The sequence below is a fragment of the Bradyrhizobium sp. B120 genome (assembly GCF_049075665.1).
GTDB lineage: Bacteria > Pseudomonadota > Alphaproteobacteria > Rhizobiales > Xanthobacteraceae > Bradyrhizobium.
In genome coordinates this window covers 7,992,063-8,004,805 of record NZ_CP185242.1, presented here as the reverse complement: position 1 = coordinate 8,004,805, position 12,743 = coordinate 7,992,063, and the positions used below count along the sequence as shown (strand labels likewise).

The 12,743-nt window shown below is 65.5% G+C and carries 10 protein-coding genes; 6 read left to right on the top strand and 4 right to left on the bottom strand.

Annotation, left to right across the window (positions count from 1 at the left end; genetic code table 11):
• Positions 1-28: 28 nt before the first annotated feature.
• The gene (locus ACOIX3_RS37220; RefSeq protein ID WP_298378063.1) at positions 29-406 is read right to left on the bottom strand and encodes a response regulator; all 378 of its coding nucleotides are present in this window, start codon (positions 404-406) and stop codon (positions 29-31) included.
• A 37-nt stretch (positions 407-443) separates the two neighbouring features.
• Positions 444-1,307 (bottom strand): MJ0042-type zinc finger domain-containing protein, encoded by an 864-nt coding sequence (locus tag ACOIX3_RS37215; RefSeq protein ID WP_420966956.1) that lies wholly within the window; start codon positions 1,305-1,307, stop codon positions 444-446.
• Positions 1,308-1,473: 166 nt separating this feature from the next.
• Here ACOIX3_RS37215 and ftsE point away from each other — a divergent pair, with 166 nt between their 5' ends.
• The 4 genes from ftsE to ACOIX3_RS37195 all read left to right on the top strand — a co-directional run bounded on the left by ftsE (position 1,474) and on the right by ACOIX3_RS37195 (position 4,820).
• A complete protein-coding gene (gene ftsE, locus ACOIX3_RS37210) occupies positions 1,474-2,133 on the top strand; it encodes a cell division ATP-binding protein FtsE (RefSeq protein WP_021079468.1) in 660 nt (219 codons plus the stop codon).
• Positions 2,126-3,097: a cell division protein FtsX gene (locus ACOIX3_RS37205; RefSeq protein ID WP_420966955.1), complete on the top strand. Its 972-nt coding sequence runs from the start codon at positions 2,126-2,128 to the stop codon at positions 3,095-3,097. The genes ftsE and ACOIX3_RS37205 overlap by 8 nt, the downstream gene beginning before the upstream one ends.
• Before the next feature lie 159 nt (positions 3,098-3,256).
• Positions 3,257-3,973 (top strand): YdcF family protein, encoded by a 717-nt coding sequence (locus tag ACOIX3_RS37200; RefSeq protein ID WP_420966954.1) that lies wholly within the window; start codon positions 3,257-3,259, stop codon positions 3,971-3,973.
• A gap of 88 nt (positions 3,974-4,061) precedes the next feature.
• Positions 4,062-4,820 (top strand): lysophospholipid acyltransferase family protein, encoded by a 759-nt coding sequence (locus ACOIX3_RS37195; protein ID WP_420966953.1) that lies wholly within the window; start codon positions 4,062-4,064, stop codon positions 4,818-4,820.
• A 9-nt stretch (positions 4,821-4,829) separates the two neighbouring features.
• Here the strand turns inward: ACOIX3_RS37195 and ACOIX3_RS37190 are convergent, their stop codons facing one another.
• Complete coding sequence (locus tag ACOIX3_RS37190; protein ID WP_420966952.1) at positions 4,830-6,311, bottom strand: aldehyde dehydrogenase; 1,482 nt, start codon at positions 6,309-6,311, stop codon at positions 4,830-4,832.
• A 527-nt stretch (positions 6,312-6,838) separates the two neighbouring features.
• On the opposite strand from ACOIX3_RS37190, the gene ACOIX3_RS37185 reads away from it, so the two are divergent.
• Together ACOIX3_RS37185 and ACOIX3_RS37180 are read left to right on the top strand one after the other, a co-directional pair.
• Positions 6,839-8,134: an MFS transporter gene (locus ACOIX3_RS37185; protein ID WP_420966951.1), complete on the top strand. Its 1,296-nt coding sequence runs from the start codon at positions 6,839-6,841 to the stop codon at positions 8,132-8,134.
• Between the two features lie 170 nt (positions 8,135-8,304).
• Positions 8,305-9,228: a 2-dehydropantoate 2-reductase gene (locus ACOIX3_RS37180; protein WP_420966950.1), complete on the top strand. Its 924-nt coding sequence runs from the start codon at positions 8,305-8,307 to the stop codon at positions 9,226-9,228.
• Between the two features lie 90 nt (positions 9,229-9,318).
• Here the strand turns inward: ACOIX3_RS37180 and ACOIX3_RS37175 are convergent, their stop codons facing one another.
• Positions 9,319-12,612: an efflux RND transporter permease subunit gene (locus tag ACOIX3_RS37175; RefSeq protein ID WP_420966949.1), complete on the bottom strand. Its 3,294-nt coding sequence runs from the start codon at positions 12,610-12,612 to the stop codon at positions 9,319-9,321.
• Between the last annotated feature and the right edge of the window lie 131 nt (positions 12,613-12,743).

Here is a 12,743-nt window from a genome sequence, read left to right as displayed (position 1 = left end):
TTGCCGGGTCAAGCCCGGCAATGACGAGCTATTGCGCCTTCCGTGCCGCCAGCGCATCCGCAACCGCGGTGCGGATATCGGCGACCGAGAACGGCTTGGTCACCACGTCGTGCACGATCGCCTCGAGGCCGGAGGCGCGCTCGCGCTGGTGGGCGAAGCCGGTCATCAGCAGGATCTTCAATGCGGGGAAATCGCGCGCCGCGGTCAGGGCCAGCGCGATGCCGTCCATGACGGGCATCTGGATGTCGGTGAGCAGCAGGTCGAACGCGCCTTCATCGCGCGTAAGCATCTCCAGCGCCTCGGCGCCGTCCTGCGCGGTCACGGTCTCGTGGCCGTCCATGGCGATGGCGCGCGCGACCAGCGAGCGCATCGAGTCTTCGTCGTCGGCGATCAGAACACGCGTCATGGTGATGGTCGGTTTCCGAAAGTGGTGGCCGTCAGCCTCAGGCGCGGCCGCCGGTGAGATCATGCTTGTTGAAGAAGCGTACGTCGATATTGCGGCCTTCGGGCGGCGGCGAGGCGAGGCGCGACTTGAAGAAGGCACGCTCGCCGGGATTGAGCACCGGCTGCTCCAGCACCGCGTTCCAGGCATAGATCTCGGCGCCCTGCGCGTCGCGGACCGAGAAGCGCAGCCGCGGCAGTTCGACCGGCTTTCTGGTCTGGCCGACGATCATGCCCTCGATCACCAGCACCGGCTTGCCGTCCACGGTCTCGTTGGTGATCTTGAGGTCCTTGAAGGCGAGGCCGCGCAGGTTCACGTCGAGCCCGACCATCTTGTAGAACAGCGCGGTCTGCGGCAGCAGCCGCACGACGTCGTTGCGCCAGACGAACAGCGCAATGATCAGCGCGCCCATCGCGGCGCAGGTGGTCGGCAGGGCGCCGATCACCGGCATAAAGGGTATCCGGGGCAGCGAGGGCAGGCGGAACAGGCGGGGAAACCGCGGCAGGCGGAAGCGGCGCCTTCCGGCGGCGTCCTGGGTGCCGGCATGGGCGGCGGCATCCGCCTCGGCCACCGCCGGCCACTCCGTGGCAGCGTCCTCGTCGGCCGGTAAATCGGCCGAAATCGAGGGGCTGTCGACCATCGGGGTCGTGTCAGCCTCCTCGCGGCCCATCGCCTCCCATTCGGCGGCGAGATTGGAGCCCGCGGCCTCATAGGCCAAACTGGGTGCGGACGCCCCGATCGCGTCCTCCGGCCGGGCCAGCCAGACCTCGCGGCAGCGGGAACAACGGACCGTGCGTCCGGCCTCGCCCAGGGTGGCCGGATTGATGGCGTAAGATGTTGTACAATGCGGGCAAACGATATGCATATGGAGCCGAATCTCCACCGTGTGGTATGCCCGGATGCTACCGAGCGACCGTTAACGAATCGGAAACCATAACCGACGCACAAGGTTTCTGTGCGGTTCGCGGCCGCTCGGCGGGCCGCCGGTATTGGGTATTGGGCCACAGGCCCTCTCGAACGGAGCTAGCGCATTGGTTCGGTTCGAAAATGTCGGTCTGCGCTACGGGCTCGGCCCGGAGATTTTGCGCGACCTTTCCTTTATGATCCCGGCGCATTCGTTCCAGTTCCTCACCGGGCCGTCCGGCGCCGGCAAGACCTCGCTGCTGCGGCTATTGTTCCTGTCGTTGCGGCCGACCCGCGGGCTGGTCAATTTGTTCGGCAAGGACGTCTCCCTGCTGAGCAAGGACCAGGTCGCCGACCTGCGCAAGCGCATCGGCATCGTGCTGCAGGATTTCCGCCTGCTCGACCACATGACGACCTATGAGAACGTCGCGCTGCCGTTCCGGGTGATGGGCCGCGAGGAATCGACCTATCGCCGCGAGGTGATCGACCTCTTGAAATGGGTCGGCCTCGGCGAGCGCATGGACGCGCTGCCGCCGATCCTGTCGGGCGGCGAGAAGCAGCGTGCGGCGATCGCGCGCGCGGTGATCTCGCGGCCGCAATTGCTGCTGGCGGACGAGCCGACCGGCAGCGTCGATCCGACGCTCGGGCGCCGCCTGTTGCGGCTGTTCATCGAGCTCAACAAATCCGGCACCGCGGTTATCATCGCGACCCACGACATTACATTGATGGATCAATACGAGGCGCGGCGGCTGGTGCTGCATCAGGGACGGCTGCACATCTATGAGTAGGAGCGGCGACGAGAAAGTGTCGTTGGTCGATCTCGGGCGCGAGCGCCCGCAGGTCCCGGCCACCGCGCGCAACATGTCGCCGATCGTGCCGCGCGCCTCGATCTCCGGCCGCGCACTGGTCGCGGTGGTCGCGATCATGACCTTCCTCGCCTCGCTGACGACCGGCACCGTGCTGCTGGTCAGCGCATCGGCGGCCGAATGGCAGTCCGAAGTGTCTAGCGAGATCACCATCCAGGTGCGCCCCGCGCCGGGCCGCGACCTCGACCGCGACGCGCAGGCAGCGGTAGAGGCGATGCGGGCGCAGCCCGGCATTCTCGAGGTCCGTCCGTTCAGCAAGGAGGAATCCGCCAAGCTGCTGGAGCCCTGGCTCGGCAGCGGGCTTTCGATCGACGAACTGCCGGTGCCGCGCGTGATCGTGGCGCGGGTGCAGCCCGGCACCACGCTCGATCTCGCCGCGCTGCGTGCGCGGGTGACGCAGGCAGCGCCGACCGCCAGCGTCGACGATCACCGCGCCTGGATCGAGCGCATGCGCTCGATGACCGGCGCCACGGTGTTTGCCGGCGTCGGCATCCTGATCCTCGTGATCATCGCCACCATCATCTCGGTATCGTTCGCGACCCGCGGCGCGATGGCGTCCAACCGTCCGATCGTCGAGGTGCTGCATTTCGTCGGCGCCGGCGACAGCTTCATCGCCAACCGCTTCCTGCGGCATTTCCTCCGGCTCGGTCTCGAGGGCGGGCTGATCGGCGGCGGCGCGGCGATGCTGGCGTTCGGCTTCTCCGAGTCGATCGCCAACTGGTTCTCGGGCACGCCGGTGGGCGACCAGTTCGCGGCCCTGCTCGGCACGTTCTCGCTGCGTCCGTCGGGTTACCTCGTCCTGGCGTTGCAGGCGGTGCTGATCGCAGCGATCACCGCATGGGCGTCGCGGCGCACCCTGTTCGCCACGCTCGACGACATCGACTGACGGCCCGCGGCGTCGCAATCATGGGGCCGGTTTCGTGATCGCGTTTCGTCGCCCGGGTGTGATTTCGCGCGGATCGGCACGGCCCTGGCCGGGCAAAACCGGTTTCCACTTTTCCGGATCATGCTCTAAAATCCCCGGGGGGAAGGATATCAGCATCACATGAGTTTGCAGCCCGACGATACGTCGCCGAAAGGCCATGCCGCGCAGGCGCGCGGCTGGCTGCGCGTCGTCATCGTCGTGCCGCTGGCGCTTGCCTTCGTTGCCGCTGCGGTCGGCTTCATCGGCTTCCTGTCGCAATTGCGCGGCGTCGAGACCGACCCGCCACACAATGCCGACGGCATCGTGGTGCTGACCGGCGGCTCGTCGCGGGTGTCCGACGCCATGGAGCTGTTGGCGGCGGGCTACGGCAAGCGCCTCTTGATCTCCGGCGTGCATCCGACCAACGACGCCAATGACATTTCGCGCTCGGTTCCGGACAGCCAGGGGCTGATGCGGTGCTGCGTCGATCTCGACCGCTCGGCGGTGAACACCCGCAGCAATGCGGCGGAGACGCGGCGCTGGGCGCACGAGCGCGGCTTCAAGTCGCTGATCGTGGTGACCTCGAATTACCACATGCCCCGCGCGATCGTGGAACTGTCACATGCGATGCCGGATGTCACGCTGATCCCGTTCGCGGTGGTCGGCGACAAATGGCGCGACGAGCCGTGGTGGACGAGTGGCGGAACGTTCCGTCTCTTGCTATCGGAATACGCCAAATATGTCGCTGCGGAGATGCGGGTGCGGCTGGCCGATATCGGCCTCGACCTGACCTCCGATCTTGCCGAGCCGGCAGTCGCGCCACGCCGCCCGGCAACGGCGCAGGCGGACAGGGACTAGGCATGATCCGGAAAGGTGCGGAGCGGTTTTCCTTCGCGACAAGCGCGGAACGCGTTTGCGCGGAGATCATGCTCAAACAAGGACTGAAATGATTTTCCTGCGCTCGCTGATCTTCAACGTACTGTTCTACCTGGTGCTGGTGCTGCTCTGCATCGTCGCGCTGCCGGCGCTGCTGCTGCCGCGCGCCGCGATGATGGCGATCGAGGCCGCGTGGGCCAACGCCAGCCTGTTCCTGATGCGCGTGATCTGCAACATCCGGATCGAGTTCCGCGGCGTCGAGAAGATTCCGACGGGGCCGCTGATCGTCGCCTCCAAGCACCAGTCGTTCTGGGAGACGTTCGCGCTGGTGCGCTTCTTCGAGCATCCGCTGTTCATCCTCAAGCGCGAGCTGATGATGATCCCGGTGTTCGGCTGGTACCTGAAGAAGGTCGGCATGATCTCGGTCGAGCGCGGCGGCGGCCCGCGCTCGCTGATCAAGACGCTGAAGCGTGCGGCAGCCGAAGTGAAGCTCGGCCGGCAGCTTGTGATCTTTCCGGAGGGCACCCGCACCGCGCCCGGCGCTGCGCCGAACTACAAGGCCGGCGTCGCGCAGATCTATGCCGAGAGCGGCGTGCCGTGCCTGCCGATCGCGCTCAATTCCGGCCTGTTCTGGCCGCGCCGCACCTTCATGCGCTATCCCGGCACGCTGGTGGTCGAATTCCTCGATCCATTGCCGCCGGGCCTGCCGCGCGACGAGTTCATGACCCGCCTGCGCGAGGCGATCGAAACCGCCACCACCCGCATCGTCGACGCCGGCCGCGCCGAGCAGGCGAAATTGTTCGGCGGTGTGCCTAGCCCGAAAGGGTAGGCGGAGAAGTCACCGCATCACGAACGGATTCGCCGGCACGTCCGTCGCGGTCGAGATCCAGACGCTCTTGGTCTCCTGATATTCGCGCACCGCGTCGATGCCGCTTTCGCGGCCGACGCCGGAGAACTTCATGCCGCCGAACGGCATCATGTAGCTGATCGCGCGGTAGGTGTTCACCCACACGGTGCCGGCGCGCAGCTGCTTCGGCACGCGGATGGCGCGCGCCAGATCCTTGGTCCAGATGCCGGCGGCAAGGCCGTAGATGGTGTCGTTGGCGATCCGGATGGCGTCGTCCTCGGTGTCGAAGGAGATGATCGACAACACCGGGCCGAACACCTCCTCGCGGGCGATCCGCATGCTGTTGTCGACATCGGTGAAGATGGTCGGCTCGACGAACTGGCCGCCCTTGATGCCGTCGCCTGTGGCCGGCTTGCCGCCGAGCAGGCAGCGCGCGCCTTCGGCTTTCGCGATATCGATGTAGTCGAGCACCTTCTTGTACTGCGCCGGCGTCGTGATCGGGCCGACATTGGTGTCGGCTTGCATGGGATCGCCGATCTTGGCGGATTTCGCCAGCTCCAGCACGCGCGCGACGAACTTCTCCTTGATCGAGCTCTGCACCAAAAGGCGCGAACCGGCGATGCAGGTCTGGCCGGTGGCGGCGAAGATGCCGGAGATCGCGCCGGCCGCCGCCGCCGTCAGGTCGGCATCCTCGAACACGATGTTCGGCGACTTGCCGCCGAGCTCGAGCGAGACCCGCTTCAGGCTCTTGGCCGCGGTCTCATAGACCTTTGCACCTGTCGTGTCCGATCCGGTGAAGGTGATCTTGGCGACGCCGGGATGCGAGATCAGTGCGGCGCCTGCCTCGGGCCCGAAGCCGGTGACCACGTTGAAGATGCCGTCGGGAATTCCGGCCTCCTTGGTCAGCGCTGCGAATTCCAGCGTGCTGGCCGAGGTGAACTCCGAGGGCTTGACGACCACGGCGCAGCCGGCGGCGAGCGCGGCGGCGCATTTCCAGGCGACGAACAGCAGCGGCGAATTCCAGGCGGTCAGCGCCGCGACGACGCCGACCGGCTCATGCGTCGTGTAGGCGAAGGTGTCAGCCTTGTCGATCGGCACCAGGCCGCCCTCGAGCTTGTCGACGAGGCCGCCGAAATACCACCACCACTCCGGATGGTAGCGCAGCTGGCCCAGCATCTCGGCCATCAGCTTGCCGTTGTCGCGCACCTCGATCTCGGCGAGGCGCTCGGCATTGGCCGCGACGAGGTCGCCGAGCTTGCGCATCACCTTGCCGCGCGCGGACGCCGTCATCTTCGCCCACGGGCCGCGCCACATCGCCTCATTGGCTGATTTCACCGCCTTGTCGGCATCGGCCGCCGAGCCGCGCGGGATCCTGGCCCAGGCCTCGCCGCGATAGGGATCGATGCTGTCGAACCACTCGCCATTGGCGGGGTCGACATACTGGCCGTTGATGTAGAGCTGATAGGTCTTCATGAGATCCTCCCGCAAGGCGATGGGGCTGGTTGGGCGAAACGCTATCACGCATTGCGCGACGCCGTCATAACGCAGCAGCGGGAATGGGTTGCAGGCAGTGTGGGCCGGCATCAGCCGTGCGGCGCGGCAAGCTCGGCTGCGATGATGGCGCCGAGCGCCATGGTACATTTCGCCAGCTTGCGGCGCATGGTCTGGCAGCAGTTGGAAGGCGCACGGACCCGTCAGAAATGGCGCACCGAAGCGAAGGATCTGCGGCATTGGAAAGGTGACAGTATTCCTTACTCTTTGCCGCACCCGTCGGTGAGAGGTAAGCTGCCCGCTTGTCTGACGCTCATAGCGGGGACGTGCCGAATTCCCCGTTCATTCGCTGCGCAGGGTTGCTGCTGTCGGCAGGCATGATCTCTCGGGAGATTGCCGTCTCTTTTGGCTCTCCACTCAGATTTTCATCCTTCTTCGTTCGTATGCCGCGTTCCCAGCGGCAGCAATTCCTTTTCGAGCAACCGGGAAGCCAACAAACGGAGCATCCCATGGCTGGCACCCTTAATTCCTCTTTGGAAATCAATTCCTCTTCGCAAATCCCCTGGTGGAAAGAGCCTACCAAGGATCAATGGCTGGCGTGGGTCGCGGCCTGGCTCGGCTGGACCCTCGACGCGTTCGACTTCACGATGTTTCTGCTGATCATGGTGCCCATCTCGCAGGAATTCCACGTTCCGTTGACTGAAGTCGCGTTCGTGTTGTCCGTGACATTGTGGCTCAGGCTGGTCGGCGCGGTGGGATCGGGTTGGCTCGCTGACCGTGTCGGTCGCAAGATCCCGTTGATGATCTCGATCCTGTGGTATTCGCTGAGCAATTTCGCCGCCGGCTTTTCGCCAACCTTCACCTATCTCTTCATTTTCCGCGCGCTGCTTGGCATCGGCATGGGCGGCGAATGGCCGGCCGGCGCGGCATTGGCGATGGAGACCTGGCCGGTACGCTCGCGCGGCTTGATGGGCGGCGTCCTGCAAGGCTCATGGGGCCTCGGCTTCATGCTGTCGAGCGCGATCTATGGCCTGTTCTACAGCTATATCGGCTGGCGCGGCATGCTGTGGGTCGGGGTCCTCCCGGCGCTTTCGGTTTTCTACGTCCGCAAGTACGTCAAGGAGCCGCCCGTTTGGCTCGAGAACCGGCGCCTCCAGCGCGTCGAGCAACGCGAGGTTCGTGCCCCCCTTATCTCCATCTTCAAACCTGGTGTTCTGGCCAACACGTTGACAGCCTGCGTTTGGCTCGCCGGCGGCTTTGTCGCCTATTACTCCGTCAACGCGCTGTTCGCGACGTATCTGCAGAAGGAGCTGCACCTCTCCCCAGGGCAGGTCGCGACCCCGATCTTCTTCGCCAATCTCGGCTTGTTCCTCTCGACGTGCGGCTGGGGTTGGTGGTCCGACCGCTTTGGCCGGCGCGCGGCGATCATTATTCCAGCGCTGATCGCTCTGCCGCTCGCACCGCTTTACCTGCTCTCCTCCGATTTTCTATGGATCGCGTTGGGTTTCATCGCGCAGGGAATGTGCGCCGGCGGCGGGATGCATGGGCAGATGGTGCCCTACTTGAACAAGCGTTTCCCGACCGAGATTCGGGCGACCGCAGCTGCGTTCTGCTACCACCAGGGGGCCATCTTCGGCGGCTTCGTGCCACTGGTGCTGACCTTCGTCGCTGAACGTTACGGCACAGGATTGGCTTTGCCGATGATTGTCGGCACGTGGATCGGTTGCCTCGCCTGGACCGCGGCGGCTTTCTACGGACCCGAGACCAAAGGCAAGCTCTTGGTGCCCGATCTGGTCGTCGCCTAGGCCACATGAGTGACCCTGATGGTCCGCAAACACGGCATCGCATCGCCTCAACAAGGCGAGGCGATGCCGTGGTCGCGTGACATGATGTTCAAGCGTTCAAGCCAGAGGCGAGTGGCAGGAATGTTGCCGATCGGCACTCTCTGCCGTTCGCGGCTTGGCGAGGAGAGACCATGAAAGTTCTGGTCATGGGTACCGGCGGCATTGGCGGCTATTACGGTGGGCGTTTAGCGGCCGCGGGGCAGGACGTCACGTTCGTCGCGCGCGGAGCGCATCTCGACGCAATGCGCCGTGATGGACTGCAGATCATTGGTATCAGCGGCAATCACACTGTGAAGCCGGCGAAGGCCGTCGGCGATCCCGCTGATGCCGAGCCGCCGGAGATGGTGCTTTTTGCAACCAAGCTCGGCGATACCGAGCGCGCGGCGAAAGCGTTGCAGGCCGCGGTTCGGGACGGCACCACGATCATCTCGCTGCAGAACGGCATCGAGGGGCCGGACCTGATCAGGGCGTACCTGCCGCGTGCGCACGTGGTGCCGGGCGTGGTGCGCATCTCGAGCCACATCGCGCGGCCTGGCGTGATCGAGCACAAGGCGCAACCCGGCCGCATCGAGTTCGGCGAGCCGGATGGGCGAGCGAATCCGCACCTCGAGGCCTTCCAGCACATGTGCAAGGAGGCCGGCCTCGATGCCGTGCTCACACCAGAGATCCGCTACAATGTCTGGATGAAGTTCGCATCACTGGCTCCGAGTTCGGGCATGATGACGTTGACGAATGCCTCTTACGGACCGATGCGCGAGACGCCCGGCACCCGCGCTCTGTTCGAGGATGCCGTGCGCGAGGTGATCGCCGTCGGCCTCGCAGCCGGCGTGCCGTTCAAGCCCACCGATTTCGAGACGATCATGAAGGCCGCCGACGCCAATCCCCGCGAAATGATCACGTCCATGCTGGTCGACCGGCGAGCCGGCAGGCCGCTCGAGATCGACTATTTCTCGGGCACCTTGGTGCGCATGGGTGAGAAGCTCGGCGTACCGACCCCGACGCACAAATTCATTGCCCAGGCGCTGTCGATCGATGCCAACGGCCGCAAAGCATGATTCGAAGGCATCGCCGACGTCTGCTGTTCGGGGTAACGCGGACCTCGCTACCCCGCACACACGCTTCGGATTTGTGAGTATACGGCCTGGTCAGGACGCGCGTGCCGCGGCCCGCCGTGCACGGCGCGCGGCGCGGCGGCGCTGGACCCACAGCCTCGCGCGGTCGAGATAGAGATAGACCACCGGCGTGGTGTAGAGCGTCAGGATCTGGCTCAGGATCAGGCCGCCGAAGATCGCGATGCCGAGCGGCTGGCGCAGCTCGCTACCTTCGCCGAGGCCGATCATCAGCGGCACCGCGCCGAACAACGCGGCGAGCGTCGTCATCATGATCGGGCGGAAGCGCATCAGGCAGGCCTCGTAGATCGCATCGCGTGACGACAGCCCGCGCTGGCGCTCGGCGTCGAGCGCGAAGTCGATCATCATGATGGCGTTCTTCTTCACGATGCCGACCAGGAGGATCACCCCGATCATGCCGATGATGTCGAAATCGGTGTGCGACAGCATCAGCGCCGCCACCGCGCCGACGCCGGCCGAGGGCAAAGTCGAGAGGATGGTCAGCGGGTGGACGTAGCTCTCGTAGAGCATGCCGAGCGAGATGTAGATCGTCGCAAGTGCCGCGAGAATCAAAAACAGCTCGTTCGCCAGCGCCTGCTGGAAGATTTTTGCGGAGCCCGCGAACCCGCCGGAAATGCCCGCCGGCATGCCGAGCGTGTGCATCGCGTTTTCGATCGTGGTGGTCGCGGTGCTGAGCGAGACGCCCGGCGGCAAATTGAACGAGATGGTGCTGGCGACCAGCAAATCCTGGTGGTTGACCGCAAGCGGCGTCTCGCCGTGCTCGAAGCGCGCGACGCTCGACAGCGGGATCATCGTCTCCGCGCTGGTCGAGACCGCGGTTCCGGTCGAGGCGACGCCCTTGCCGGTGGCGCCGATCGAGTTGGTCGCCTGATTGCGCACCACATTGGCGGCGACCGAGCTGATCGAGCTCTTCTGCGACGACGAGGCAACCGTGCCGGCCACCGCATTGGTGCTCTGCGTGCCGGTCGCCGATCCGCCCGAGGTCGAGATGTAGACCTCCTTCAGGGTCTGCGGGTCCTGCGAGAAGCGCGGCGCGACCTCCATGATCACATGATACTGGTTGCGCGCGACGAAGATGGTCGAGACCTGGCGCTGTCCGAACGCGTCATAGAGCGTGTTGTCGAGCTGGCTGACCGTGATCCCGAGCCGCGAGGCGGCGTCGCGATCGATCACCAGATTGGCTTGCAGCGCCTTGTTCTGCTGGTCGGTGTTGACGTCGGCGAGCGTCGGCTCCTTCTGCAGCGCCGCGACTAGTTTCGGCGTCCACTCGTTCAGCTCCTCGAAGGTCGAGCCCTTCAGCGTGTATTGATAGGCCGCGTTGCCCGAGCGCCCGCCGGCGCCGAGATCGCCGATCGATTGCAGGAACAGGGTGGCGCCCGCCACCTTCGCCAAGGGATCGCGCAGCCGCTCGATCACCTTGTCGGCGCGCAGCTTGCGTTCGTCCATTGGCTTCAGCGAGGCGAACACGGTGCCGGTGTTGGTGCCGCCCGGGCCGACGCCGCCGCCACCGGTGAAGCCGACCGCGGTATCGACCGCCGGATCTGACTTCACGATGTCGATGAACTGGGTCAGCTTCTGCTGCATCAGCTGGAACGAGGTGCTCTGGTCGGCCTGGATCGAGCCGATCAAAAGCCCGGTATCCTGTTGCGGAACGAAGCCCTTGGGCACCACCGTGTAGAGATGGACGTTCAGATAGAGCGTGCAGCCCAGGATCAGCATCACCAGCAGCGGATGCCGCAGCGCGAGGCCGAGTGTCGCGCGGTAGCCGCTCAGCATCAGCTCGAAGGCGCGCTCGTTGATCCGGTAGATCCAGCCATGCGGCTGGCCTTCCTCCCTGCGCAGCAGCACCGCGCACATCATCGGCGTCGTCGTCAGCGAGACCACCAGTGAGATCACGATCGCGATGGTGATGGTCATGGCGAATTCGCGGAACAGGCGGCCGACCAGGCCGCCCATCAGCAGGATCGGCACGAACACCGCGATCAGCGACACGCTCATCGACAGCACGGTGAAGCCGACCTCGCGGGTGCCGACCAGCGTCGCCTCCAGCCGCGACATCCCGGCATCCAGGTGACGGGCGATGTTCTCCAGCACCACGATGGCGTCGTCGACCACGAAACCGGTCGCCACCGTCAGCGCCATCAGCGAGAAGATGTCGAGCGTGTAGCCCAGCAAATACATCACGGCGAAGGTCGCAATCAGCGACACGCCGACCGCCACCACAGGCACCAGCGTGGCGCGGGCGTTGCGCAGGAAGGCGAACACGACCAGAATCACCAGGGCGACGGCGATGAGGAGTGTGATCTCGACGTCGTGCAGCGAGGCCCGGATCGTCTTCGAGCGGTCCATCGCCAGCGTGATGTCGATCGCGGGCGAAACCGAGGCCTTGAGCTGCGGTATCAGCCCTTTCACGCTGTCGACCATCTTGATGATGTTGGCGCCCGATTGCCGGTACACGATCATCACGACGGCCGGCTTGCCGTTGGACAGGCCGAGCGTGCGCACATTCTCCACGGAATCGATGACGTCGCCGACATCGGTCAGGCGCACCGCCGCGCCATTGCGGTAGGCGACGACGAGCGGCTTGTAGTCGGCCGCCTTCCGGGCCTGGTCGTTGGCGTAGATCTGGTAGCGCTGGTCGCCGACGTCGATGCCGCCCTTCGGGCTGTGCGCATTGGCGCTCGACAGCGCGGCGCGGACGTCCTCGAGCCCGATGCCGTATTTGAAGAGCGCCGGCGGGATCAGCTCGACGCGCACCGCGGGCAGCGAGCCGCCGCCGACCGAGACTTCGCCGACGCCCTCGACCTGCGACAGCTTCTGGGCCAGCACGGTCGAGGCGGCGTCATAGAGCTCGGCCGGCGTCAGCGTGTCCGAGGTCAGGGTGTAGATCAGGATCGGCGCCGAGGCCGGGTTGAACTTGCGGTAGGTGGGGTTGGCGCGGAGGTTGGTCGGCAGGTCGGCGCGCGCGGCGTTGATCGCCGCCTGCACGTCGCGCGCGGCGCCGTTGATGTCGCGGTCGATGTCGAATTGCAGCGTGATGCGGGCGGATCCGAGCGAGGACGTCGACGTCATTTCGGTGACGCTGGCGATCTGGCCGAGATGACGTTCCAAGGGGCTCGCCACAGTGGAAGCGACGTCGGCCGGGCTGGCGCCGGGCAGGGTCGCCTGCACCATGATGGTCGGGATGTCGACGTCGGGCAGCGGCGACACCGGCAGCTTGAAGAACGCAATGATGCCCGCCACCACCAGTCCAAGAGACAGCAGCGTGGTGCCGACCGGCCGGCGGATAAAGGGGGCGGAGAGGTTCATTGCATCAATGTCGATGTTCGCGGATCAGCTTCTATCTGTCGGCGCCGCGATGCAAAAGCCTAAATGTCACAGGCTGCCGCCATCCAGCCGCAGCGATTTGTCTGGCCGTAACAAATGCCAGACCGCGGCCA